Annotated in this window: 14 protein-coding genes; 11 read left to right on the top strand and 3 right to left on the bottom strand. The window is 50.6% G+C overall.

Annotated features, from left to right (window positions below):
* The first annotated feature begins 69 nt into the window (after nucleotides 1–69).
* A complete protein-coding gene (locus DRJ53_RS12795; RefSeq protein WP_206609782.1) occupies nucleotides 70–2,493 on the top strand; it encodes a glycoside hydrolase family 127 protein in 2,424 nt (807 codons plus the stop codon).
* A 177-nt stretch (nucleotides 2,494–2,670) separates the two neighbouring features.
* Entirely contained in the window at nucleotides 2,671–5,010 is a 2,340-nt protein-coding gene (locus DRJ53_RS12790; RefSeq protein ID WP_206609781.1) for a S9 family peptidase, read from the top strand.
* A 401-nt stretch (nucleotides 5,011–5,411) separates the two neighbouring features.
* On the opposite strand, the gene DRJ53_RS12785 is transcribed toward DRJ53_RS12790, so the two are convergent.
* Nucleotides 5,412–6,824, bottom strand: a complete 1,413-nt coding sequence (locus DRJ53_RS12785) for an APC family permease (RefSeq protein WP_114236034.1) — start codon at nucleotides 6,822–6,824, stop codon at nucleotides 5,412–5,414.
* A 367-nt stretch (nucleotides 6,825–7,191) separates the two neighbouring features.
* On the opposite strand from DRJ53_RS12785, the gene DRJ53_RS12780 reads away from it, so the two are divergent.
* Both DRJ53_RS12780 and DRJ53_RS12775 read left to right on the top strand, forming a co-directional pair.
* On the top strand, nucleotides 7,192–8,070 hold the full coding sequence (locus tag DRJ53_RS12780) for an AraC family transcriptional regulator (RefSeq protein ID WP_114236033.1): 879 nt from the start codon (nucleotides 7,192–7,194) through the stop codon (nucleotides 8,068–8,070).
* Between the two features lie 204 nt (nucleotides 8,071–8,274).
* Nucleotides 8,275–10,515, top strand: coding sequence for a TonB-dependent receptor (locus DRJ53_RS12775; protein ID WP_114236111.1), 2,241 nt, complete (start codon nucleotides 8,275–8,277; stop codon nucleotides 10,513–10,515).
* 54 nt (nucleotides 10,516–10,569) lie between these two features.
* On the opposite strand, the gene DRJ53_RS12770 is transcribed toward DRJ53_RS12775, so the two are convergent.
* Together DRJ53_RS12770 and DRJ53_RS12765 are read right to left on the bottom strand one after the other, a co-directional pair.
* Complete coding sequence (locus DRJ53_RS12770; RefSeq protein WP_114236032.1) at nucleotides 10,570–10,998, bottom strand: response regulator; 429 nt, start codon at nucleotides 10,996–10,998, stop codon at nucleotides 10,570–10,572.
* 168 nt (nucleotides 10,999–11,166) lie between these two features.
* Nucleotides 11,167–11,631: a hypothetical protein gene (locus DRJ53_RS12765; protein ID WP_123893547.1), complete on the bottom strand. Its 465-nt coding sequence runs from the start codon at nucleotides 11,629–11,631 to the stop codon at nucleotides 11,167–11,169.
* A 306-nt stretch (nucleotides 11,632–11,937) separates the two neighbouring features.
* Between DRJ53_RS12765 and nrfH the strand changes: the two genes are divergently transcribed.
* The 7 genes from nrfH to DRJ53_RS12730 all read left to right on the top strand — a co-directional run bounded on the left by nrfH (nucleotide 11,938) and on the right by DRJ53_RS12730 (nucleotide 24,414).
* The gene (gene nrfH, locus DRJ53_RS12760; protein WP_114236030.1) at nucleotides 11,938–12,585 is read left to right on the top strand and encodes a cytochrome c nitrite reductase small subunit; all 648 of its coding nucleotides are present in this window, start codon (nucleotides 11,938–11,940) and stop codon (nucleotides 12,583–12,585) included.
* Nucleotides 12,586–12,609: 24 nt separating this feature from the next.
* Nucleotides 12,610–14,094 carry an ammonia-forming cytochrome c nitrite reductase subunit c552 gene (locus tag DRJ53_RS12755; protein ID WP_114236029.1) on the top strand — a complete coding sequence of 495 codons (1,485 nt, stop codon included), beginning with the start codon at nucleotides 12,610–12,612 and terminating at the stop codon, nucleotides 14,092–14,094.
* Nucleotides 14,095–14,241: 147 nt separating this feature from the next.
* Nucleotides 14,242–15,558 carry an alginate export family protein gene (locus tag DRJ53_RS12750; protein ID WP_114236028.1) on the top strand — a complete coding sequence of 439 codons (1,317 nt, stop codon included), beginning with the start codon at nucleotides 14,242–14,244 and terminating at the stop codon, nucleotides 15,556–15,558.
* Nucleotides 15,559–15,562: 4 nt separating this feature from the next.
* Nucleotides 15,563–18,685: a cytochrome c biogenesis protein CcsA gene (locus DRJ53_RS12745; protein ID WP_114236027.1), complete on the top strand. Its 3,123-nt coding sequence runs from the start codon at nucleotides 15,563–15,565 to the stop codon at nucleotides 18,683–18,685.
* Nucleotides 18,686–19,033: 348 nt separating this feature from the next.
* Nucleotides 19,034–19,600, top strand: coding sequence for an RNA polymerase sigma factor (locus DRJ53_RS12740; RefSeq protein WP_162303867.1), 567 nt, complete (start codon nucleotides 19,034–19,036; stop codon nucleotides 19,598–19,600).
* 63 nt (nucleotides 19,601–19,663) lie between these two features.
* Nucleotides 19,664–20,827: a FecR family protein gene (locus DRJ53_RS12735; protein ID WP_114236025.1), complete on the top strand. Its 1,164-nt coding sequence runs from the start codon at nucleotides 19,664–19,666 to the stop codon at nucleotides 20,825–20,827.
* Between the two features lie 227 nt (nucleotides 20,828–21,054).
* Nucleotides 21,055–24,414: a SusC/RagA family TonB-linked outer membrane protein gene (locus DRJ53_RS12730; protein WP_114236024.1), complete on the top strand. Its 3,360-nt coding sequence runs from the start codon at nucleotides 21,055–21,057 to the stop codon at nucleotides 24,412–24,414.
* Nucleotide 24,415 lies beyond the last annotated feature (1 nt).

Here is a 24,415-nt window from a genome sequence, read left to right as displayed (position 1 = left end):
CCGCGGGCTTTTTTTCAATTACGCAATAAGCGCATAATTTCAATGAGTGCTTTATAAAACCTGTTGGATATGATTTGTGAAACAAAAAAGAAGCTTGCACTGGCCGCCGTTGCCATCGCACTTGGCGGAGGCATGGTGAGTGCACAAAAAAAGGGCGCTGACTACCCCATTCAGCCCGTTGATTTTACCCAGGTGCATGTGCACGACAACTTCTGGATGCCGAAAATGGAGTTGAATGCAAATGTGACGATCCCGTATGTGCTGGATAAAGTAAAGACCACCGGCCGCATCGATAATTTTTTGCGTGCCGCAAAAAAGATTCCCGGCGATAAGCTGACGACTTACACTTTTGACGACACCGATATTTACAAGGTAATAGAAGGTGCTTCTTACGCATTGCAGGTAAAGCCCGATCCCAAACTGGAGCGCTACCTCGATACCCTCATTGCCGTTATTGCCGATGCGCAGGAACCGGATGGTTATCTGTTCACATTCCGCACCATCAACCCCGCAAAGCCACACGAGTGGGTGGGCACCAAGCGTTGGGAAAAAGAAGAAGACCTGAGCCACGAGTTGTACAACTCGGGCCACCTGTACGAGGCCGCAGTAGCGCATTACAAAGCCACCGGTAAAAAATCGTTGCTCAATATTGCCACCAAAAACGCCGACCTGCTGGTGCGTGATTTTGGTTTTGGAAAGGAAGAACGCTACCCTGGCCACCAGGTGGTGGAAATGGGCCTGGCCAGATTGTACCGCTCCACCGGCAAAAAGGAATACCTCGACCTCGCTAAATTTTTCCTTGATGTTCGTGGCCCACGCCCCGGCCAGCGGCCTAACGAGTATGGACAAGCGCACAAAAAAGTAGTGGACCAGCACGAAGCCGTAGGCCATGCAGTGCGAGCTACGTATATGTATGCTGGTATGGCCGATGTAGCTGCTCTTACTGGCGATAAAAGTTACCTCACCGCCATTGATCATATCTGGGCCGATGTGGTGAATAAAAAAATGTACCTCACCGGTGGCATTGGTGCAACCGGCGCCGGCGAAGCCTTTGGCGCTGCGTACCAGCTGCCCAATATGTCGGCGTATGCCGAAACCTGCGCATCGATTGCCAATGTGTATTGGAACAACCGCATGTTTCAGTTGCACGGCGATGCCCGCTACATCGATGTGCTGGAACGTACGCTGTACAACGGTTTGCTGTCGGGGCTTTCGCTCAATGGGCAACAGTTTTTTTACCCCAACCCGCTGGCGTCAATGGGGCAGCACCCACGCCGCGACTGGTATGATTGTGCCTGCTGCATTTCCAACATGACCCGCTTTTTGCCTTCGCTTCCCGGCTATGTATATGCGCAAAACAACAACGATCTGTATGTAAACCTGTTTATGAGCAACACCGGTAAAATTCAGTTGCCGGTAACTGCCGTAAATATCAAACAGGAAACAGAATATCCCTGGCAGGGCACGGTGGCCATGACCATCGACCCGGCTAAAGAAGCGCAGTTTGCACTGAAAGTGCGGGTGCCCGGTTGGGCATTGGGCAAACCAGTGCCTGGTGACCTGTACCAGTTTACCAGCAAGCAAAACAAGCCTGTGATGATGACACTGAACGGCAAGCCTGTGGCGTACACCATGGAAAAAGGTTATGCAGTGGTGAACCGCAAATGGAAAAAAGGCGATAAGGTGCAGGTGCACTTCCCAATGGAAACGCAAAAAGTTTTGGCGCACCAATCCGTGAAGGACGATAACGGCCGTTTTGCATTGCAACGCGGGCCGTTGGTGTACACGTTGGAATGGGCCGATAATAAAGACAGTTCGGTGCAAAACATTTTGATCGATAAGGCTGCGCCGGTGCAAGCCCAGTTTCGCAACGATTTGTTGGGAGGTGTAATGGTGTTGAACACAACCGGCGTAGGCGCCAAAAGACAGGTAAACTCAGATGCATTGATCAAAACAAGCCAGCCCGTAACGGCTATTCCATATTTTTCCTGGGCCAACCGCGGTACCGGCGAAATGATGGTGTGGATTCCTTATGAAGAGTCGGCGGCAAAGCCGAAACCTGCACCCACCATTGCTTCTACCAGCAAAGTGTCGGCATCGGTAACCAGCAAAACCATGCTGCTGGCGCTGAACGACCAGGCGGAGCCCGCCAACTCGAACGATCACGCCAACCTGTATTTTCATTGGTGGCCTAAAAAGAATTCGCTGGAATGGGTGCAATACGATTTCGATAGCGAAAAGACCGTTTCCGAATCGAGCATTTACTGGTTTGATGATGCACCTTTTGGCGGCACCCGTGTGCCTGCATCCTGGCGCATTTTGTACAAAAGCGGCAACGAATGGTTGCCGGTAAAAACCACTACGCAATACGAAGTGGCCAAAGACCGGTACAACACGGTAAAGTTTGAGCCGGTAAAAACAACGGCGATGAAACTGGAAGTGCAGCTGCCGGAAAATCATGCCTCCGGTATACATGAATGGAAGTTGAAATAACGATTATTTAATAACAAGAACAGCCCCGAAACCGGGGCTGTTCTTGTTTGTGGGCAGGATGGTGCCGGTTAATAATTGGAAAATGCGGGTTAATTACCACCAACGCCACCGCGCTGTTTTTTTATAATTTACCCTTTTTTAAGATTAGGAGAGATGTTGCTGCGCAATTGTTTATATATGGCCGTGGCTGCGGCTATGGGCACCGGGCCGCTGATGGCACAGGAAGCCCCGTCGCCCATGCACACGACGCAAAAAGAAAAAGTTTCAGGAGCCCTTTTGCCCGCCTACCAACCCAGCCGAACTGAGATGCTGGAGCGCTATCGCAAGGCTGCAATAATGGACAGCACGGTGCGGCAGACGGTTTTTAAAACCTCGCTGCAGCCGCGCTGGCTCGATGACGGCGAATGTTTTTGGTACCGCAATGTATTGCGCGACAGCGCATTTGAATACTGGATTGTGGACCCTGCAAAAGGAGAGAAAAAGCCAGCGTTTGACCAGGGGCGCATGGCTGCTGCGCTATCCAAAGCAAGTGGCAAGCCGGCCACCGCAGCCAGGCTGCACCTCACCAATATGGTGGTGGGCAAAGGTGATTTGGTGGTGCAATGGGGCGGCGAATGGTACAAGGTTTCATTGAAAGATTATACCGCAACAACCACCGATGTGCCGGCAAAGTTTGCAGCAACGGATGTGGGGCCGCGTGGCAACAACTGGAACGCCGGCAACCCCGATGAAGTGGGACCGGTGCGGCGCCGTGCCCGTGCTTTTCGCTCCGACAGTGTATCAGCCGATAAGCAATGGGTGGCTTTTGTGCAGGACTACAATGTGTTTGTGCGGCCTGCAGCAGGCGGCACCCCGGTGCAATTAACAAACGATGGTACCAAGGAAAAACCATATGGGCAACTGAGCTGGTCGCCCGACAGCAAAACGGTAGTGGGCTACCGCATCAAGCCGGTGCAGGACAAACAAGTGCATTATGTGCTCACTTCGGCATCGGGTACCCGCGGCGAGTTGAAATCGCGGGGCTATGCGCAGCCCGGAGATGAAAACACGAGCTATGAAATGTTCCTGTTTCACCCGGCACAAAAAAAGGCCACGAAGGTGGGCATCGATGTGATTGATTATGGCGGTGCGCCTTTCATCAACTGGCGCAAAGACGACGGCCGCTATTTTACTTTTGAGCGTGCCGACCGCGGCCACCAGCGGTTCCGCATCACGGAAGTAAATGCGGAAAACGGCACCGCCAAAGAACTGGTGGATGAAAAGACGGCCACCTTCATTTTTGAGCAGCGCATTTTAACCCATTACCTGCCTGAAAGCAATGAGATCATATGGGTAACGGAGAAAGACGGTTGGCGCCATATTTACCTGGTGGATGAACGCACCGGCGAAGAAAAAGTGCAGGTAACAAAAGGGCCTTGGGTGGTGCGTGAAGTGGACAGCATCGATACAAAGAAAAGGGAGATCTGGTTCCAGGCGAGCGGCATGAATGAAGGCGAAGACCCTTATTTCATACACTATTACCGCATTGGCTTTGATGGCAAGAACCTGGTGAAATTAACCGCGCCTAATGCCAATCACCGCTTGTTATTTTCGCCTAATCGCAAATATTATATCGACCAGTACTCGAGGGTGGATATGCCCACCGTGATGGAACTGCACCGCACCAGCGATGGTAAAAAAATGATGCAATTGGAGCAGGCCGATGTTTCGGCTTATGCTGCCACGGGCTTGAAATACCCGGAGGTTTTTGTGGCTAAAGGCCGCGATGGCACCACCGATATTTGGGGCGTAATGTTCCGCCCCAGCAACTTTGACCCGGCAAAACGTTACCCCATCATCGAGCAAATTTATGCAGGACCGCAAGGCTCATTTGTGCCCAAAACATTCAGTGCTTACGGTGAGCCCCAAAGCCTTGCCGAACTTGGTTTCATCGTGGTGCAGATTGATGGTATGGGCACGTACAACCGTTCCAAAGCTTTTCATGATGTAGCCTGGAAAAACCTTGCGGACGCCGGTTTCCCGGACCGCATTTTATGGATGAAAGCGCTGGCGCAGAAGTATCCGTATGCCGACACGTCGCGGGTGGGCATTTACGGTACATCGGCCGGTGGGCAAAACTCCGCAGGTGCATTGTTGTTTCACCCCGAGTTTTACGATGCTGCTGTGTCGGCCTGTGGCTGCCACGACAACCGCGTGGACAAGCAGTGGTGGAATGAGCAGTGGATGGGCTACCCGGTGGGCAAACATTACGATGAGCAATCGAATATTACCAATGCACACAAACTGCAAGGTGCGCTGATGCTGGTGGTGGGCGAAGCCGATGAAAACGTGCCGCCCGAATCGACCTACCGAGTGGCAGATGCGCTGATCAAAGCTGGAAAAGACTTCGAGTTCTTGGCCATACCCGGCATGGGCCACAGCGATGGCGGCGCATACGGCCGCAAAAAGAAACGCGACTTTTTTGTCAAGCAATTGCACGGTGTGGAACCGCCCAAACGCAATATCAGCGAGCTGTAAATATTTCTTGGCATACACAAACAAAGCGGGCCTGCTGTTTTTACAGCGGGCCCTTGTGTTTTTCGGGAGTGATTAGGTCAAAAGGCAAAAGTAAAAAGTCAAAAGGGCAGGATTGAGCGCTTGTTATAAGCGTTTGTTATTAGGCTATTCTACCTGCAAAAAATAAAAAGTAATGTAGGCTAGGACTATATGTTTATTAGATCAATGATGATCCCTGCAGTGCCTTTGAAAATCCTCCCAAGTAATGTAGTAAATCATTGTTTTGCAATCTTGCATTGCTATGAAATGTCCTAAGACAAAAAAGCGATATGTGATTCCCTAAAATGCAAAATGGGAAAACAAATGCATTCCGCACTGCTTTCCCATTTTGACTTTTGACTTTTGAATTTTGACGCTCCTTTCTATTGCTCAATCTTCTTCGCCTTATTCGCAACTGCCATGTAATAAATAGGAATGCCGAGCAACGTGATGATCAAGCCGGGCCAGGTAAATTTGGGCTTGTACATGATCAGCAGCGTGCAGAAGGTGAGTCCCATGAGTATGTAAATAATTGGCAGTACGGGGTAGCCGAATGCTTTGTAGGGACGTGGTGCATCGGGTCTTGTTTTGCGCAGGATAAAAATGCCTGCAATGGTGAGCATGTAAAAACCGACTACTACAAATGAGATCATGTCCAACAAATCACCGTAGCGGCCGCTGAGGCACCAGGCCGCAGCAAAGGCGCATTGCAGCCAAAGCGCATATTCGGGTACTGCATTTTTATTAAGCGTACCTACTTTTTTAAAAAATAATCCATCCTGTGCCATCGTATAATACACCCGTGCACCGGCCAGGATGATCCCGTTGTTGCACCCAAAGGTCGAGATCATAATCATCAGCGCAATGATGATGGTGCCGGCATTTCCAAAGATCACATTCGACGCCACCACTGCTACGCGGTCTTTGTCGGCCGACGCAATTTCCTGTAATGGCAGCACCGCGGTGTACATGATGTTGGTGGCGAGGTACACCAGCGTTACAATGAGTGTACCGAGGAAAAGTGCAAGCCCGATGTTGCGCTTGGGGTTTTTGATTTCGCCAGCAATGAATGTAACGTTGTTCCACGAGTCGCTGCTGAAAATAGAACCCACCATTGCGGCCGCAATAGCGCCCAGTGCAGCCATAGTTGTGTAGCTGCTGATGGTGCCATCGGGCTGCAGTTTTTGCAGGGTCCAGGGATCACTCCAGTTGGCAGCCCACACATCGGGGTTGATGGAAAGCAACCCAAAGATGATGAGGCCAAATAAACTCAGGAGTTTGGTGAGGGTAAATGTTGTTTGTATAAACTTGCCGTTTTTAATGCCCGGCGTATTGAGGTACGTGAGCAAAACGATAACTGCAATGGACAGCAATTGCGCCGGCGAAACCGTTAAAAATCCGAGGTCGAAAGCAACGAGGTCTTCGCGGAATTGCGGTAGGAGGTAAGCGGTGAATTTTGCAAAAGCCACACCCACCGCAGCAATGGTGGCGGTTTGAATTACGGCAAAAAAACTCCAGCCATAGAGGAAACCAATGAGCGGGTTGTACGCTTCTTTTAGGTAAACATATTGGCCACCAGCTTTGGGAAACATGGCGCTCAGCTCGCCATAACTCAGAGCAGCTGTTACGGTCATAAACCCGGTGATGAGCCACACGGCCATCAACCAGCCGGCGCTGCCCACGTTGCGGGTAATGTCTGCACTCACAATAAAAATTCCGGAACCGATCATGGAGCCCGCAACGATCATGGTGGCATCCAGTAATTTGAGGGAAGGCTTGAATTCTTGATCTGTCATAAATAGGAAAGGGAAAAACTACGAAGAGCGGAAGATAGGTAAACTTCACACCACATGATTTTGCGGCTGTTGCCGGTTATTAATCCTTTTTGAGCAAATATTGACCGGCAGTTTAATCAGTTAGCATTGCGGTAAAATGGCATCCGTTGCACTGTTCTAAATGGGAAATTGTTGGCGGAGCCCGGGTGGAAGATGGAAAATTATCCGACTACGCTCGGCCGCTGCACTGTTTGCATCAGGTTAAATTTTGCAGCATTTTTGCCACTACTTACCATATTTTAACCCAAAAGGGGTGCGGTTGATTATCATTGGGTTAATTTTCTGTAAATTAAACTTGTTTTTACAGGATCACCGAAAACCACCGACCATGAAAGTATTGCCATTTACCATTCCTGCTGCGCAGGACAGAACCTTGTTGGTTCAGGAAGATATTCAACCGAATTTCTATCCGTACCTGCACCGCCACGAAGAAATTCAACTGACGCTGATACTGAAAGGAGCCGGCACGTTGGTAGTAGGCAACAACATGCATGCCTTTGCTCCCAACCAGGTGTACCTGATCGGCGCCAACATGCCGCATGTGTTTAAAAGCGATGGCGCTTACCTCGAGCAGAGCGTTGCCGAGGGCATCCACACCCTCACTATTTTCTTCAACACGCAAGGCAAATTGGCTTCGCTTTTTTCGCTGCCCGAGTTGAAAAACGTGTACACGTTTTTTTCGAGCAATTACAGCGGCTTCCAGGTGCCGCAGGATTCGTTCAGCGATATTTCCACCCGCATCCTCAGCATCAAGTATGCATCGGGCATGGACCAATTGATGCAGTTTTTCCAGTTGCTTAAATCGCTTAGTTCCATTGAGCACATCAACCCGCTTACCTCCAACGTGGAGCCCCGCGACTTCAGCGACCAGGAAGGCATGCGCATTTCCAATATTTACAATTATATCATGCAGCACTACCACCGCGACCTGACGCTGGAAGAAGTGGCCGCTGCTGCGTATATGACGCCGCCTGCATTTTGCCGCTATTTTAAAAAACACACAAGGGTAACCTTTGTTACGTTTTTAAATGAAGTGCGCATCAATGAAGCGTGCAAGCGACTGGTGGGCGGAAAATATGAAAGCGTGTCGGCGGTTGCCTATGATTGCGGCTTTAATAGCATTACCAATTTCAACCGCGTATTTAAAAGTACCATTGGCAAAAGCCCCCGAACATATGCTGCTGATTTCTTAAGCAAAGTGGCTTAGTTAGTAATTGCAGTAAATACGTTTTAAGTAAAAAGGCAAAAGTAAAAATTAAAAAACTGGTGGTAGCACTGATTACGGTGTTCTCTATTTGAATTTTTACTTTTGCCTTTTGCATTTTTCTTATTGGTTCAAACCTGCATCCACACCTGGTTTCAGCCTTTTTTGCATAAATGCTTTACTTCGCGGCAATTCCAAGTTGTATTCATGCGAAATCTTTACTTGCTGCTGCTTTTTTGGGCACCCCGTTTATTTGCACAAGAGGCCCATTTTTCGGGCATCGTTACCGACCGCAAAACCACCCTGCCGGTTGAAGGCGCCCTGGTGACCTTGCAACCTTCCAACCAGGTTTCTTTTACAGACGAAAGCGGCCGGTTTTTCTTTAGGCAAACTACTGGGGACACTGCCATCCAGATTCGTTCTATTGGCCACGAGCCGATAATGACAAAGCTAAGCGGGCTACAAAATGAAGGCGCCAGTTTTGTGTTGGTGCCCACATCCATTCAATTAAGCAATGTAACGGTAACCACCGGTGCCGGCGAACAATACCGGCCCATCAGTAGGGTAGATATCAAGCTGCGTGGCATCAACAACAGCCAGGAAGTGTTGCGCATGGTGCCGGGTCTTTTTATTGGCCAGCATGCGGGTGGCGGCAAAGCAGAACAAATTTTTCTGCGTGGTTTTGACATTGATCACGGTACCGACATCAGTATTGGTGTGGACGGTATGCCGGTAAACATGGTATCGCATGCACACGGCCAGGGCTATGCCGACCTGCATTTTTTAATACCTGAACTGATCGGCAATGTGCGGTTTAAAAAAGGCACTTATTATGCGGAACAAGGCAATTTCAACACATCAGGTTTTGTAGATTTTAAAACCTTTGATGTGCTGCCGCAAAATTCGATAAAAGTGGAAGGCGGCATGTTCAACACGCTGCGCACCGTGGGCATGATCAACCTGCTCGATGAGCGGGCAAGGAGCAAAGGCCATTCGGCTTATGTGGCATCTGAGTACATGTACACCAAAGGATATTTTGATGCACCGCAGGATTTCAATCGCATCAATGTGTTTGGTAAATACCATGGCGCCCTGGACCGGCACAACACGCTCAGCTTTTCTGCCTCGGCATTTTCAAGCGGCTGGGATGCCTCGGGCCAAATTCCCGACCGCGCAGTGTCCGACGGCACCATTGGTTACTTTGGTGCGATTGATGATACGGAAGGCGGCAAAACATCGCGCTACAATGCCAATGCATTGCTCACCACCACCCGCAACAACGGCGCTTATTTTAAAAACCAGTTGTATTATTCGCGGTATCATTTCACTCTCTTTTCCAACTTTACATTTTTTAAAGAAGACCCGGTAAACGGCGACCAGATCAGGCAACGGGAAGACCGGGATTTATTTGGATATAATGGCAGCTACCACAAACGTGCTTACTGGGGCAGCCGAGAATTGACTACCGAAGTTGGTGCTGCGGTGCGCATCGATGCCACTTACGATTCTGAGTTATCGCGTACCCGTGACCGTGATATTGTGACCAATCCCATTAAAAGAGGCGATGTGCGGGAGCAAAACTGGGCCGCATACATCAGCGAAACGCTTACGCTTAATTCGCTGTTTTCGCTCAACGCCGGTTTGCGCTACGACTATTTTCACAACAAGTACATCGGCAAATTGCAAGGCGATGTAAGGGGCACAGCATCGGCTGCAACAGTGAGCCCCAAACTGAGTGTGTACTTCAACCCCAGCGACCGGACCCAGTTTTACCTGAGCAGCGGCCGTGGCTTTCACTCCAATGATACACGGGTGGTGGTGCCACAGAACGGCCTCCGTATTTTGCCGCCGGCTTATGGCTCCGACTTTGGTACCGTGTTGAAGCCTGCTAAAAATTTCCTGGTAAACGCTGCCCTGTGGTACCTGTGGCTCGACCAGGAATTTGTGTATGTGGGCGACGAAGGCATTGTTGAACCTAGCGGAAAGAGCCGTCGTTACGGCGCTGATTTTTCGCTGCGCTACCAGCCTTTGGCCTGGCTGTATGCCGATGTGGATGTAAATTATTCGCATGCCCGTGCAGTGGGTGCGCCCAAAGGCGAGGACTACCTGCCATTGGCGCCGCGGCTTACGTCTATTGGTGGCCTTACGGTAAAATCGGGCAACGGCATCAATGCATCGTTGCGTTATCGCTACATGGGCGACCGGCCTGCTACCGAGGATAATTCGGTTGTGGCTAAAGGCTATTTTGTAATGGATGCTTTTGCCGGTTACCAGCGCAATAAATACGAGTTGGGACTGACCATTAAAAACCTCACCAACGTTAAATGGAAAGAAACGCAGTTTGATACGGAAAGCCGGCTGAAGGCCGAAGCAGCGCCGGTTTCGGAAATACATTTTACACCGGGCACTCCGTTCTTTGCATCACTGAGTTTTACCTACTTCTTTTAATATTTAACCCGCTAAAATATCAGTGGCTGGAATTCAACTTCCGGCCATTGATATTTATTTGACCTGGTTGGGATGCCTGCACTCCATCCAGTATTGAATGATCAGGCTCAATTGTGTTTTCATGCCGCTGAGCGTATTGGGTTTTTCAAAATAACCCTGCACCTGCAGGTCATATATTTTGTGCAGCATGTCTTTACCATCGGAGGTGCTCACAAATACGAATGGAATGCTTTTCACCCTCAGCGCTTCGTCTTTCATGATCTCTTCGCGCAGCCTGATGCCGTTCATTCCCGACATGTTGACATCGGTGAGAATAATAAATGGATGGTCTTTTGTGGTGCGGAGGTAATCGAGCACTGCCCTGCCTTCATCGAAGTATTTTACCGGGAACGGCAACTTCAGGCTTTCCAGCACTTCTTTCAATATTTCCCGGTCTTCCGCATCATCTTCCACAACAATGATGGGTTGCGTATTTTGGTTCATTCAGGAGTTTCGAAATTGGTTGAATCTTAAACCCGCAGGCATTAACCGGAGGTTATTGTTTTGTTGTGCAAAACAGTTGGTGTTGCACATTGGCTCCTGCAACAACTGCGGCTTGTTTACACAGCATCAAAAAACGCTGGCCTTGCTGCCGGTATTGTTTTAGAAATATTAAAATAATTTAAAGCCATAATAACCCACCAGCGTAAACAAAACGCAGCGGGTAACTACGCCAATGCAGCACCAGGTAATAAGTTTGCGCAGCGGTGCCTTAAAGCCAATACCCACAGCGAGGCTGGCCGGGGCGCCAACGGTGACGGTGCCCAAAAAGCCCAGCCCAATGATGCCGTATTTGTGCCAGATGCGGTAGATCATGCCGGTTTGGGGTTTTGTGCTTTCGGGTTTGTTTTTGCGGAACAGGCGCCGGATGCGGTCGCCGAGGAATGCGGCAACAAACACGCCTGCGAGGCCGCCGCCTACGCTGGCAAAAAATACGCTCCAGGCCGATAGGCCAAAAGCAAAACCTGCGGGTATGGCGGCATAAATTTCAAAGCTGGCCAGGGCGGCCACGGTCAAAAACTCGAGGAGAAAACTGTTCGTCATAATGTGGGCTGGCGAAGCTAGGGAAATATTCATCGGCCGTTTGTTAAACCGGCAATACTTTCCATTCTTATTTAGAAGTCTAACAGCGTTGGTTAGTTGTTTTTGTTGCATTTCGGTTGGTGTCCTAATATAATGCGCTCCGTTTTTCGCTTTTTTTCGGCGCAGCCAAAAGGCTCGTAATCCTTTGCCTATTTAGCTCCCGTCGGATTTAATGTTGTAATGCTGAACGGTTTGCGTATTAATTCCACGTTTATGCATGGTTTTTGTTAAACAAAATCCTTTAGCTTTAACATCATATTTAGTATTCCTCGGGCCTAGATTCTTTAAAGGGTGTAATACATGGGTAGACGACTTAGAAGAATTGAACGGTTTTTATTTAAGTACAACCTCGTTCCGCCGCACCGCTGGCGGCGGGTGGCCATCGTGGCGGTTGCTGCGTTTATAGGTTTGGGTTTGTACATGCTCAAACTAAGCAACGCCGCTTCCTACCTTTCCGACGATCCGCAGGCATGTGTGAACTGCCACCTGATGACGCCCCAGTACCTTACCTGGACGCATAGTTCGCACCGTGAAGTAGCACATTGCAACGATTGCCACGTGCCACACGACAACGTTTTCAATAAATATTTTTTCAAGGCAAAAGACGGGCTGTACCATGCGTCGATATTTACCCTGAGGGCTGAGCCACAGGTGATCCAGGCAAAAAGCGCATCGGTGGAAGTGATCCACAACAACTGCATTCGCTGCCACCAAGACCAGGTAACCGATGCGAAACTGGTGGGCATGGTAGAAAACCACCACGCCAAAAGAACCGACCGCCTTTGCTGGGATTGCCACCGCGAGGTGCCGCACGGAAAAGTGAAAAGCTTGTCGGCCACCGGCATTTCCATCGAACCCATCCGGCTGTATACCCCTGAAGACCGCACTATTGTGCCTGCATGGCTGCAGAAAACATTGGATGAAAAAAACAGTAAGGAAAAAAAATAAGCGTCACACTACAATTGCACCACAATGAAGAACTGGCTACTTTTTTTAGGAACGCTGATCGGTGTGTTTTTACTGGCTATGTTGGTTTATTCGATCATGGACCGGAGAACGGAAGGCCGCTTTGCCTACCATGCCCGTGTGTCCATCGAAGGCATTGAACCACGCGACAGCCTCTGGGGCATGAACTATCCCCGCCAGTATCAGTCGTATCAAAAAACGCAGGACACTTCATTTAGCAGCAAGTACAACACCAGCGGCTTTAGAGATGCGCTGGAAGAAAGTCCCGAAACCATCATCCTGTGGGCAGGCTACTCGTTTAGTAAAGGATACAACCAGCCGCGGGGCCACAACCACGCGGTGCGGGATGTGTTGGCATCGGTGCGCATTGGTGCACCGCAGGATTCCACCACTGCTATCCCCAGCACCTGCTGGACCTGCAAAAGCCCCGACGTGCCCCGGCTGATGAGCGAAGTGGGCGTAAAAGAATTTTACAACAAAAAACTCCCCGATTTTGGCAGCCAGGTGATCAACCCCATTGGCTGCGCCGACTGCCACGACCCAAAAACGATGAACCTCACCATTACCCGCCCGGCGCTGGTGGAGGCGTTCAAGGCTGCGGGTAAAGACATTAACCAGGCATCGCACCAGGAAATGCGGTCGCTGGTATGTGCGCAATGCCACGTGGAATATCATTTTGATAAAAAAAGGCCAGACGCACCAGGTGCTAATTACCTTACTTTTCCCTGGAAAAATGGCTACACCGTGGAAGCCATGGAAGCGTATTATGACAGTGTAGGTTTTTCCGACTGGGTGCACCCGCTGAGCAAAGCGCCGATGCTGAAAGCTCAGCACCCCGATTATGAAATTTACTCTTTTGGCGTGCACGCCAAACGCGGTGTTTCCTGCGCCGATTGCCATATGCCGTACGGAACCGAAGGCGGCCAGAAATTTACGGATCACCACATTGGATCGCCGCTGGCCAACGTAGAAAACTCCTGCTTTGTGTGCCACCGCGAAAAAGTGTCGGACCTCGTATCGGACGTATATGAGCGGCAGGGAAAGGTAAAAGAAACGCAGCGCAAAGTGCAGCAGCATATTGCCATGGCGCACCTCGAAGCCGAACAGGCCTGGAAGCTGGGCGCCACTGAAGCACAGATGAAAACCATTTTGCAACAGATCCGGCATGCGCAGTTCCGCTGGGATTATATCGCTGCATCGCATGGTGCCGGTTTCCACGCACCGCTGGAGTCGAGCCGGGTGCTGGCATCGGCATCGGCCATTATACAGGAAGCCCGTATTTCGTTGGCCCGAGTGCTGGCAGGGTTCGGCCACAACCAGGTGGTAAAAATGCCCGACCTGAATAATAAAAACGCTTTGCAAACTTATATTGGCGTGGATCTGGAAAAAGAAAAGGCTGTAAAAGCACAGTTTTTGGAGCAGGTAGTGCCCAAATGGCTGCAGGAAGGCAAGGCCCGCGAAGCACAGAAGAAAGTGACCATGCTGCAGTAAAATGCACTAGGTAACATAGTTTACGTTTTAAGTAAAAAGACAATATTCAAAAGGCAAAACCGTGTTCCGCTAAAAGCAAGTTTTGACTTTTGACTTTTGACTTTTGACTTCACTAGCGGCTTGCCCCAAATTTTTCATTCCACTATTATGAGAAAAATTGTACTCCTGGCCGGATGCCTGTCCGGCTTGCTTTGCAGCACCGCCAGTTTTGCCCAGTTCAACCTCGATGGCCAGCTGATCCAGCGCACCGAGTACCGCCATGGTTACAACCGGCCGCTCCCCGAAGGCTTCGATCCTGCCACATTTATTGCCCACCGGGCCAGGCTGCAGGCGTCTTATCAGCGGTCGGCGTTGCAATTTTTTGCTTCGGTTCAGGATGTGCGTACCTGGGGCAATACTTCGCAAACAAAGCTTACCGACAATAACCTTTCGGTGCACGAAGCATGGCTGGAAATGGCCCTGTCGCCCACCTGGAAATTAAAACTGGGCCGCCAGGAACTGAATTATGATAATGCCCGTTTCCTTGGCAACCTCGACTGGGCCTTACAGGCACGGGCACACGATTTTGCACTGGCAAAATGGGAGCGGGGCACTGCCAAATTTCATTTTGGCGGCGGATACAACCAGGATGGACAACAACTTGCCAACAACACGTTTACGGTGCCCAACCAGTACAAGTCGGCGCTAATGGCCCGCTACGAGAACGTGATCGGCAAGCTGCAGTTTTCGCTGCTGGGCTGGAACGAGGGCCGCCAGGTTACCCGCCCCATTACGGGAGGCACCGCATTTGGCGACGGCCAGCATTACCGCCAAACCATTGGTGTGCCTACGCTGCGGCTGACACTGGGCAATACACAACTCTCGGGTTTTTATTACCACCAGTTGGGCAAAGACGGAAACGGCCGCAAACTAAATGCTTTTGACGCCAGTGCACAGGTGCTGCAACAGATCAACATTGACACCGCATCGGGCCGCAAGCTGCGCCTGGTGGCCGGTGCCGAAGTGTTGAGCGGCACCCGGGCAGGCACTAGTAACAAGAGCAGTTCCTTTTCGCCGCAGTACGGTACCAACCACCTCCACAATGGTTACATGGACCTATTTTATGTGGGTGGTGCGCATGAAGGTTCGGTGGGCTTGAAAGATCTGTATGTTCGGGGCCGGCTCGATATCAACCAGAAATTGTTTACCCAACTGGATGGCCATTATTTTTCGTCGTACGCCGATGTGTACAACGCCGCCGGTGCAAAAATGGACCGCTACCTGGGCACCGAAGTGGACCTGTCGGTGGGCTTCCTGATCAACGATGCGCTATCGTTGCAGGGCGGCTACAGCCAGTTGTTTTACTCTGATACCTTTGAACGGGTACAGAGTAACTTTTCTTTAAAACAAACCCAGAACTGGGCTTACCTGATGTTGATCTTTAGGCCCAATATGAAAAATAAGTTCATCGGGATTTTATTGTAACAGCATGAATGTATTGAAGCACCTACTTTCCACCCGCGTTTCGCTCATACTCCTGATCCTGTTTGCTGTGGCCATGGCCGCAGCAACTTTTATTGAAAACGACCATGGCACCGCCGTGGCCCGCGGGCTGGTGTACGAAGCCTGGTGGTTCGAGTTTTTGATGGTGTGGCTGGCTGTTAATTTTATAGCGCATGCAGGCCAGTACAAGTTATTCACAAAAGCCCGGTGGCCCATTGGGTTGTTTCATATTGCATTTGTGCTCATTATCCTTGGCGCCGGCGTTACGCGTTATTTTGGCCGCGAAGGCGTGATCCACATTCGTGAAGGTGCCACGGAGCATACTTTTTTTTCGGCTAACCGTTACCTGCAACTCAAGCACCCGGACGGCGGCAAACGTTTCGAAAAACCGCTGGTGCTGGTGGCGTATAATTACAAGCCTGTTACCACAAACATCGAGTTGGGCGGACAGCAGTTCAATGTAACCGTGCAGGAATATATTACCGGTGCCAAAGAAGAAATGGTAAAAGGTGATGATACTTATTTTGATTTTGCAACGGCACAGGGCGAAGGCCGCCAGGATTTTGTAATCAAAGAAGGCGCAGCGTTGCAAATAGGAAAACTGGTGGTGGGTACATCGGAACATGCGGCCGCACCGGTTAAAATTTTCCGCAATGATACCGGCTGGACCATCCGCTCCGATGTTCACCTGCAGGTAATGGAAATGGCATCGCAGCAGATTGGCGCGGTGCATGCCGGCCACGCGGCCCCGTTGCAAATCCGTTCGCTGTACCAGTGGGACAGCGGCGCATTTATGCTTAAAGAAATTCATGAAGAAGCTGCGCTAACCTACAAGGCAGTGCACGATAAAAAAGAAGCCAAGAACCTGCCCGATGTGGTAAAGCTGGTGGTGACCGATAACGAGAACAAGCCAGTTACAGAAAGTTATATCACCATTGCTTCCTTTAATCCTGCATGGCATTCGTTTACCCATGGTGGTAAGTTGTTCAACCTTACTTACGGGCCCAAAGCGGAAATGCTGCCCTTTGGTTTGCATTTGAAAAAATTCGAACTGGAGCGTTATCCCGGCAGTCAAAGCCCGGCCAGCTACGCCAGCCAGTTGCAGGTGCATGATGGTGCACAATCGTTTCCGTACCGCGTGTTCATGAACAATGTGTTGGATCATAAAGGCTATCGTTTTTACCAGTCTTCGTTTGATACCGATGAAAAAGGCACCGTGCTTTCGGTAAACCAAGACCGGCCCGGAACATACATTACATACCTAGGGTATTTTCTCCTGAGCCTTGGCATGTTCCTGACCTTGTTTGCGAAGGGCAGCAGGTTTAGGGTATTGAACAAAAAACTGGGCACCATAAAAAAACGTGCAGCTGTGGTGAAAACAGCGGTACTGCTGTTGTTGTGTACCAGCGGGCTGCATGCCGAAACGCCTGCGCCGCCGATGATCATTCCGCAGGAAAAAGCAGCCGCCTACGGCAAACTGGTGGTTCAGGACCTGGACGGCCGCATGAAGCCGCTGAATACGTTGGCCAATGAAATTGTACGCAAGCTCAATGGCCGTTCCACCATTAAAGTGCCGGCAAAAGAAGGTGAGGTAACGCTGACGGCAGAACAATTTCTGCTGGCTGTGCAACTCGATCCGGCAACATTCAGCCAACTGCCCGTTATTAAAATTGATCAGGAAAAATCAGGTCCTGTTTTCAAAGCCTTAAGCATTGCGCCAACCGGCCGCATTTCGTTTCAGCAATTTTTAAATGGGGATGGCGATTACCTATTGCACGACCTGGTGGAAGAAGCCAACCGGCTGAAGCCCGCCGAACGCAACGAAGGCCATAAAGAATTGCTCAAAACCGATGAACGCTTCAACATTTTTTATGCGCTGCTCAGCGGCGATTTCCTGCGCATTTTTCCCAACAAAGGGGACAAGAATAACACCTGGTTTACCAGCCAGCAATCGGGGCAGGGCTTTGATGCGGAAGATGCAAATTTTGTAGCCAATATTACTGGCATGTACCTCGGCGCATTGCGCAAAGGGCTGAAAGACGGCTCATGGAAAGAAGCCGACGAAGCGCTGGAATACATGCATTTGTTTCAGCAGCATGCAGGTAAAACGGTGTACCCCGATGAGGCCCTGTTGAAAACAGAACTCCTGTACAATAAACTTAACCTGGGCAACCGGTTGTTCGGTCCGTTTTGGTTGCTGGGCATAGCCATGCTTGTATTGGCAATTGCCATGTTGTTTCGCGAAAACGGCGCCATGCGCTTTGCCTGGAACACCGGCAAGATCATGAGTTGGGCGGGGCTCCTCACTTTTACCACGCATTTGGGTTTGCGCTGGTACATCGCACAGCGCCCACCGTGGACGGATGGCTTTGAAATGCTGGTTTTTGTGGCATGGGGCATACTCTTGTTTGGTTTATTGTTTTCGGGCAAAAGCCGTTTTACCATTCCACTGAGCTTGCTCTTTTCCGGTACGCTGTTGTTTGTAGGCTTCCTCGACTGGCTTAACCCCGAGATCACCAACCTGATGCCGGTGCTGCATTCTTACTGGCTGAAAATACACGTAGCCATCATCGTTAGTTCATATGCTCCGCTGGCGTTGGCCGCAATACTGGCACTTTTAAGTTTACTTTTTTTAATATTCAAACCTGCATCGCCAAAGGCCGCATGGCTGGTAAGCCTGCAGGAGCTGACCATTGTAAATGAACTGGCCATTACCATCGGGTTATTCTTATTGGCCATCGGCACTTTTTTGGGCGGCGTGTGGGCTAACGAAAGCTGGGGCCGCTACTGGGCCTGGGATCCAAAAGAAACATGGGCGCTTATCTCAGTGATTGTATATGCATTTGTGCTGCACCTACGCCTGATTCCCGCCATGAACAATCCACTGGTGTACAACCTGGCCAGCCTATGGGCTTTTTCGTCCATCATCATGACTTCTTTTGGTGTGAACTACTATCTGTCCGGACTGCACTCTTACGCCGCCGGCGATCCTGTACCCATCCCGCAGTGGGTGTACTGGGCGGTGGCAATACTGGCGCTTATTTCGGCGGGCGCTGTGTTCAGGTACCGGCAATTTGCAAAGCAGGAACGGAGGGCGATGTCGGTGTAGATTGATGAAGGCATTTTGTTTTAAACCTCGTTATGCCATTGATGAAATGCTCTTTTATTTAGGTAAGTTGGGTGGCAAAATCATTCGCAGTAATTGCACCAACCGGAATGCGACCAATCGCCGTTTCCGCCACCATCGGCATCATGGTAAGATTAGTCCGTTATCAATGATAAAATTTAATATGTTTTAAAAAACAAATTTGTCGATTAAGTTTGTAGGGAAGGTTTTTCTGTTAAACGCGAAAGCCATTTCAAATAGCGGTTGTTGGTGCCAAAACTACTCAATTGGGAAAGTTGAGGGTTATGACTTATTAATTTTTTATTACCTTAAGCCGAAACCAATCTGCTTTTGTCCGAACCAACAAACGATAACGAACGCTACTTACTGCAAGGCCTGAAGGCCGGCGACGAAGCCGCCTTCGCAGCCATCTATCGCCAGTACTGGCAACAGCTTTTTTTTGTTGCGTTAAAACGGCTGCAATCGGCTGACGATGCCAAGGAAATTGTACAGGAAGTTTTTCTGACGCTCTGGCAAAAACGGGAAGGCCTCGAAATTCACTCGCTGCCCCTGTACCTCTCCGCCATGACGCGTTATGCCGTGTACCGGGCCACAGCCAACAAACAGCGGGCACAGGCGCTGGCAGCCAAAGTAGCTGCTCCAAAAGAAATTGCAGCCATCGATTTGGACAACCGCCAATTGCTCGAAATCCTGCATCGTCTTTCTAACGAGCTGCCCGAAAAGCACCGGCTCGTTTTTGTACACCACAAAATGCTCGACCGCCCGCTGGAAGAAGTGGCCGGCATGCTCGGTGTATCGGTGCGTACAGCGGAAGGCTATTCTGCCAAAGTGATGGATTTTATGCGCCGCCGCCGCAAACAATTGGCGCTGTCGGCCCTGCCTTTTTTCTTTTTTTAAAAAACTGGAAATTTCCTGCGTACAAAAGTTCCTCCCATGTCTCTATGTTAGAAATGGGGAACCATGATTCCTGATCATATATCAAAACTGGCCGAGAAATTTTTGCGCGGCGAAGCCACGGAGGCCGAAAAGGCTGAACTGCACCAATGGTACGATTCGGCCGACGGCGCCGACACGGAAGTGGTGATTACCGAGCAACCGATTACGGTGGACGAGCTGGGCGAGCAGGCATTTGCCGAAATACAAGCGCAGATCGCCGCCACCAAACAAGCCGGGCCCACAGGCCGCGTCATTCCCCTTTTTCGTTGGCCACGGTTAGCTGTTGCGGCTGCAGTGCTGCTGCTGGCAGGCACCGGCATTTTCTATTGGTTGTCAAATCAGGAGCAACCTACAATTGCATCCACACCAAAATCCGTTCAAACAGATTTGCTCCCAGGCACCAACGCCGCAACGCTTACACTGGCCGATGGCAGCACAGTGTTGCTGGACAGTACCGCCAACGGCGCCACGTTGCAGCAAGGTGGGAGCAAAATCATAAAACTTGCCGATGGCCGATTGGCTTACAACAGCGCCGGCGCTGCGGGCAATGCGGTTTTGTATAACACGCTGGCTACGCCCAGGGGCGGCCAGTACCAGCTCACACTGCCCGATGGCAGCCTGGTCTGGCTCAACGCGGCTTCTTCATTAAAATATCCCACAGCCTTTACCGGTGCCGAACGGCTGGTGGAACTTACCGGCGAAGCTTATTTCGAAGTGGTAAAAAACGGCGCACAACCCTTTGTGGTGGCGGCTGCGGACAACAGGGTAGTGGTGCACGGAACACATTTCAACGTAAATGCCTACAGCGACGAAGGCGAAATGCGCACTTCATTACTTGAAGGTAGCGTGTCGGTAACTAATCCTTCGGCCAAGGCCAGGCTGGTGCCGGGGCAGCAGGCCAGTGTTGGTAAAAACGACGCAACCATCGACGTGGCAACCGCCGACGTGGAACAGGCAGTGGCCTGGAAGAATGGCTACTTTTCATTTGATAACGCCGACCTGAAAACGGTGATGCGCCAAGTGGCCCGCTGGTACGATGTGGAAGTGGTGTACGAAGGCACACCAACCGGCGATCGCTTTTCCGGCGAAGTGCCGCGCAACAGCAAGGCAACGGAGCTTTTAAAGATCCTGGAGTTGAGCAATATCCGTTTCCGGATTGAAGGGAAAAAAATAGTGGTGATGCAATAGCGGCAACTACTGCAGCCATTTTTATAAAAGGTTTGGACACAAAAATCGGAAGCGCGGCAACGCTTCCGACCGGCGTGGAAAAACAACGGTTTTTGTAGCAGACAACTACGCGGCCTTACGGCCATGAAACAACATTGTAAAACCAACAACGCAAAAGTATGATTCTTCGTATTCTTTGCAAGGTGCGGCCCCGACGGCCCCTTGTGAAGGCCTCAACCGTCAAACTAATGAACCTCACCGCTGTTTTACTTTTGGCTGCCTGTCTGCAGGTAAGTGCTGCCGGTTTTTCGCAACGGGTTACCTTATCCCGCACCAACGCAAAGCTGGAGCAGGTATTCAAAGACATCAAGAAGCAAACCGGTTACACCTTTTTTTACAATGCAAAAGCCATAAAGGCAGCGCAGCCCGTAAGCATACAGGTAAAAGATGCGCCGCTGCAACAGGTGCTGGAGCAATGCTTTCGAAACCAGCCGCTCGGCTTCAGCATCGTCAACGAAACGGTGGTGGTAAGCATACGGCAAAAACAGGCCGAAGTGGCACCGAAGCTGGCGCCGGTGGAGGCCGTGCAGGTTGCCTTTATTGATGTACGGGGCACCGTTGTAGATGCCGAGACCGGCAAACCCATTGCCGGCGCCAACATTATGGTAAAAGGCGGCAAAGCAGGCGTGGTTTCCGGCGATAAGGGGCAATTTTCGATACAGGCCGATCCCGGCGTTACATTGATCATTAGCTATGTTGGTTATACTGCAAAAGAAGTTGTGGTAAAAGATGTGGGCCCGATTACTGTTAGCTTAAGCCTCGCTGCTGCACCGATGGAAGCCCTTGTGGTAACCGGCTACCAAGTGTTGAAAAAAGAAAGTTTTACCGGCACTACAACTACTGTTTCCGGTGAAGAATTAAAGAAAAACAACCCGCTGAATGTGCTGCAGGCCATTCAATCCTTTGACCCTTCATTCAAGCTTACGGAAAACAACCTGCTGGGCTCCGACCCCAACCGGCTGCCGGCGGTAAATGTGCGGGGATCCACCGCGTTGCCCACTGGCGGCGAAGGCATGCTGGACCGAAACAACCTGGCCACCAGCATGAACCTGCCCACATTCATCATGGATGGCTTTGAAGTAAGCCTGCAGAAAGTGTATGATTTGGATGTAAACCGCATTCAGTCCATCACCTTGCTGAAAGATGCCGCCGCCACCGCCATCTATGGTTCACGTGCCGCAAACGGTGTGTTGGTGATCACCACTAAAGCACCGAAGGAAGGCAAACTGCAACTGGCCTACAACTTTGAGCTGAACGCGATGGCGCCGGACCTCACCGATTATAAAGTGCTAGATGCGGCAGAAAAACTGGAATACGAAAGGCTTGCCGGTCTGTATGATGCCGCCAACAATCCTGCATTGAGCCAGGATCAGCTGGATGTACTGTATTACCGCAAAAAGCAAAACGTGGTGGGCGGCGTCAATACCTATTGGTTGTCGCAGCCGCTGACTACACCAATTGGTCAAAAACATTCCCTTTTCCTCGAAGGTGGCTCGCAGTCCATCCGGTATGGGCTGGAAATGCGCTACCAGGCTACGCCGGGTGTAATGAAAGAATCGTTTCGCAATCGCTACAGCCTGGGCATGCACCTCACGTACAGTCCGAGCAGCAAGTTTTCGTTCCGCAACATTCTTACCGTTGCATCGGTGCAATCGCAGGAGTCGCCCTATGGCGGGTTTGACGAATATGTGCGGATGAACCCATATTATCCAAAGACTGATTCGCTGGGCAACACCCTGCAGGAAATTGATGCATGGACCAACCGCAACACACCTAACGGTGCCGTACAAACGGAAAGAGTGTTGAGCCCGTTGTATAATTCGACTTTAAGCTCGTTCAATAAAGGCACGTACCTCGAAATCATCGAAGCGCTTTCTGCCGATTGGAATATTGTTCCGGGTTTGCGGCTGCGTGCCCTGGGCAGTTTAACCAAGATCAATTCCGAGTTCGACCAGTTTCAATCGCCCCTGTCCAACACGTTTTATTTTTACCCAACCAGCCAGCTCGCCAACCGCGGCCGCTACAATTTTACCGGCATTGGCGAAACGGCACTCGATGGTAACGCCACCCTTACATACAACAAGGGCATCGGTGCGCATTTCCTGAACTTTGCTTTGGGCACCAATATCCGCACTTACCTCAGCGACACCAAGTCGTTTTCCGCGGTTGGTTTTACCAACGACCGGTTCACCAATATTGGCTTTGCCAACCGATACGAAGAGAACGCTGCGCCGGGCGGCAATGTGTCCCGCGACCGCTTGTTTGGTTCGTTCCTCAGCCTGAACTATTCCTTGAACAACAAGTACCTCGCCGACATATCGGTGCGGGCTGATGGTTCCTCGAAGTTTGGCTCCGATAGCCGCGTAGCGCCTTTTTGGGCGGCCGGCCTTGGATGGAATGTGCACAAGGAAGATTTCCTGCGCGGCTCCGCCATCAGCTTGTTGCGGTTGCGGGCCAGTACGGGCCTTACCGGTGCGGTGTCGTTTCCGCCGTACCTGTCTAAAACAACTTTTACTTACTACAGCAGCAATTGGTACTCCACCGGTGTGGGCGCCATTGTAAACCAGTTTGGCAACGACAACCTGCAATGGCAGCGCACACAGAACTATGATGTGAGCGTCGACTTTGGCATGTTTGGCGACCGCCTCACCATTGCGCCGCGTTATTATTACAAACTCACAAAGGGCTTGCTGGCGGATATCATGTTGCCGCCGTCCACAGGTTTTACTTCTTACAAAGACAACCTGGGCGACATGGAGAATTATGGTTTTGAGCTGAACCTGAAATATGATGTGGTAAAAAAACGCGGGTTCACGGCGACGATCACTGCCAACGCCATCAGTAATAAAAACCGCATCCTGCGCATATCCAACGCTCTGAAAGAATACAACGACAAAGCCGACGAACAGCAGGTGTCGGGGCAGTACCGTTCGGTGCCGCTGTTGCGCTTTAATGAAGGCCAGTCGCTCAACACCATTTACGCAGTGCGGTCGTTGGGTATTGACCCGGAAAACGGGCAGGAGATCTTTATTAAACGCAACGACTCGCTGACCTATGTGTGGGATGTAAAAGACATTGTGCCGGTGGGCGATTATACACCGAAAGCAGAAGGCTTTTTGGGTGCCAATATTGCGTATAAAAACTTCATGTTGTCGGCCAGCTTTTTCTACCGCTTTGGTGCCGATGTGTACAACCAAACACTGGCCGACCGCGTGGAAAATGCAGACCCGAGGTTCAACGTAGACCGCCGTGTGCTGGACCAGCGCTGGAAGAAGCCCGGCGACCATACTTACTTTAAAGATGTGGCCGACCTGGGGACATCTTTTGCCTCCAATCGTTTTGTACAAAAAGACAACTTGCTGGAGCTCCGTTCGGTATACCTGTCGTACGATTTCAACAAGTCAGTCTATTCAAGGCTGCGCATGAGCAACCTGCGTGTGGCACTTACCGCTAACGATATCTGGCGGTCTTCTTCCATCCAGATTGAGCGTGGGTTGTATTACCCATTTGCACGGAATTTCACTTTTTCTCTTCAAACAAGCTTTTGAC

The sequence above is a fragment of the Paracnuella aquatica genome (assembly GCF_003332885.2).
Lineage (GTDB): Bacteria > Bacteroidota > Bacteroidia > Chitinophagales > Chitinophagaceae > Flavisolibacter > Flavisolibacter aquaticus.
Note: the sequence above shows the minus strand (reverse complement) of the source record. Positions and strands in the feature narration are given on the sequence as shown.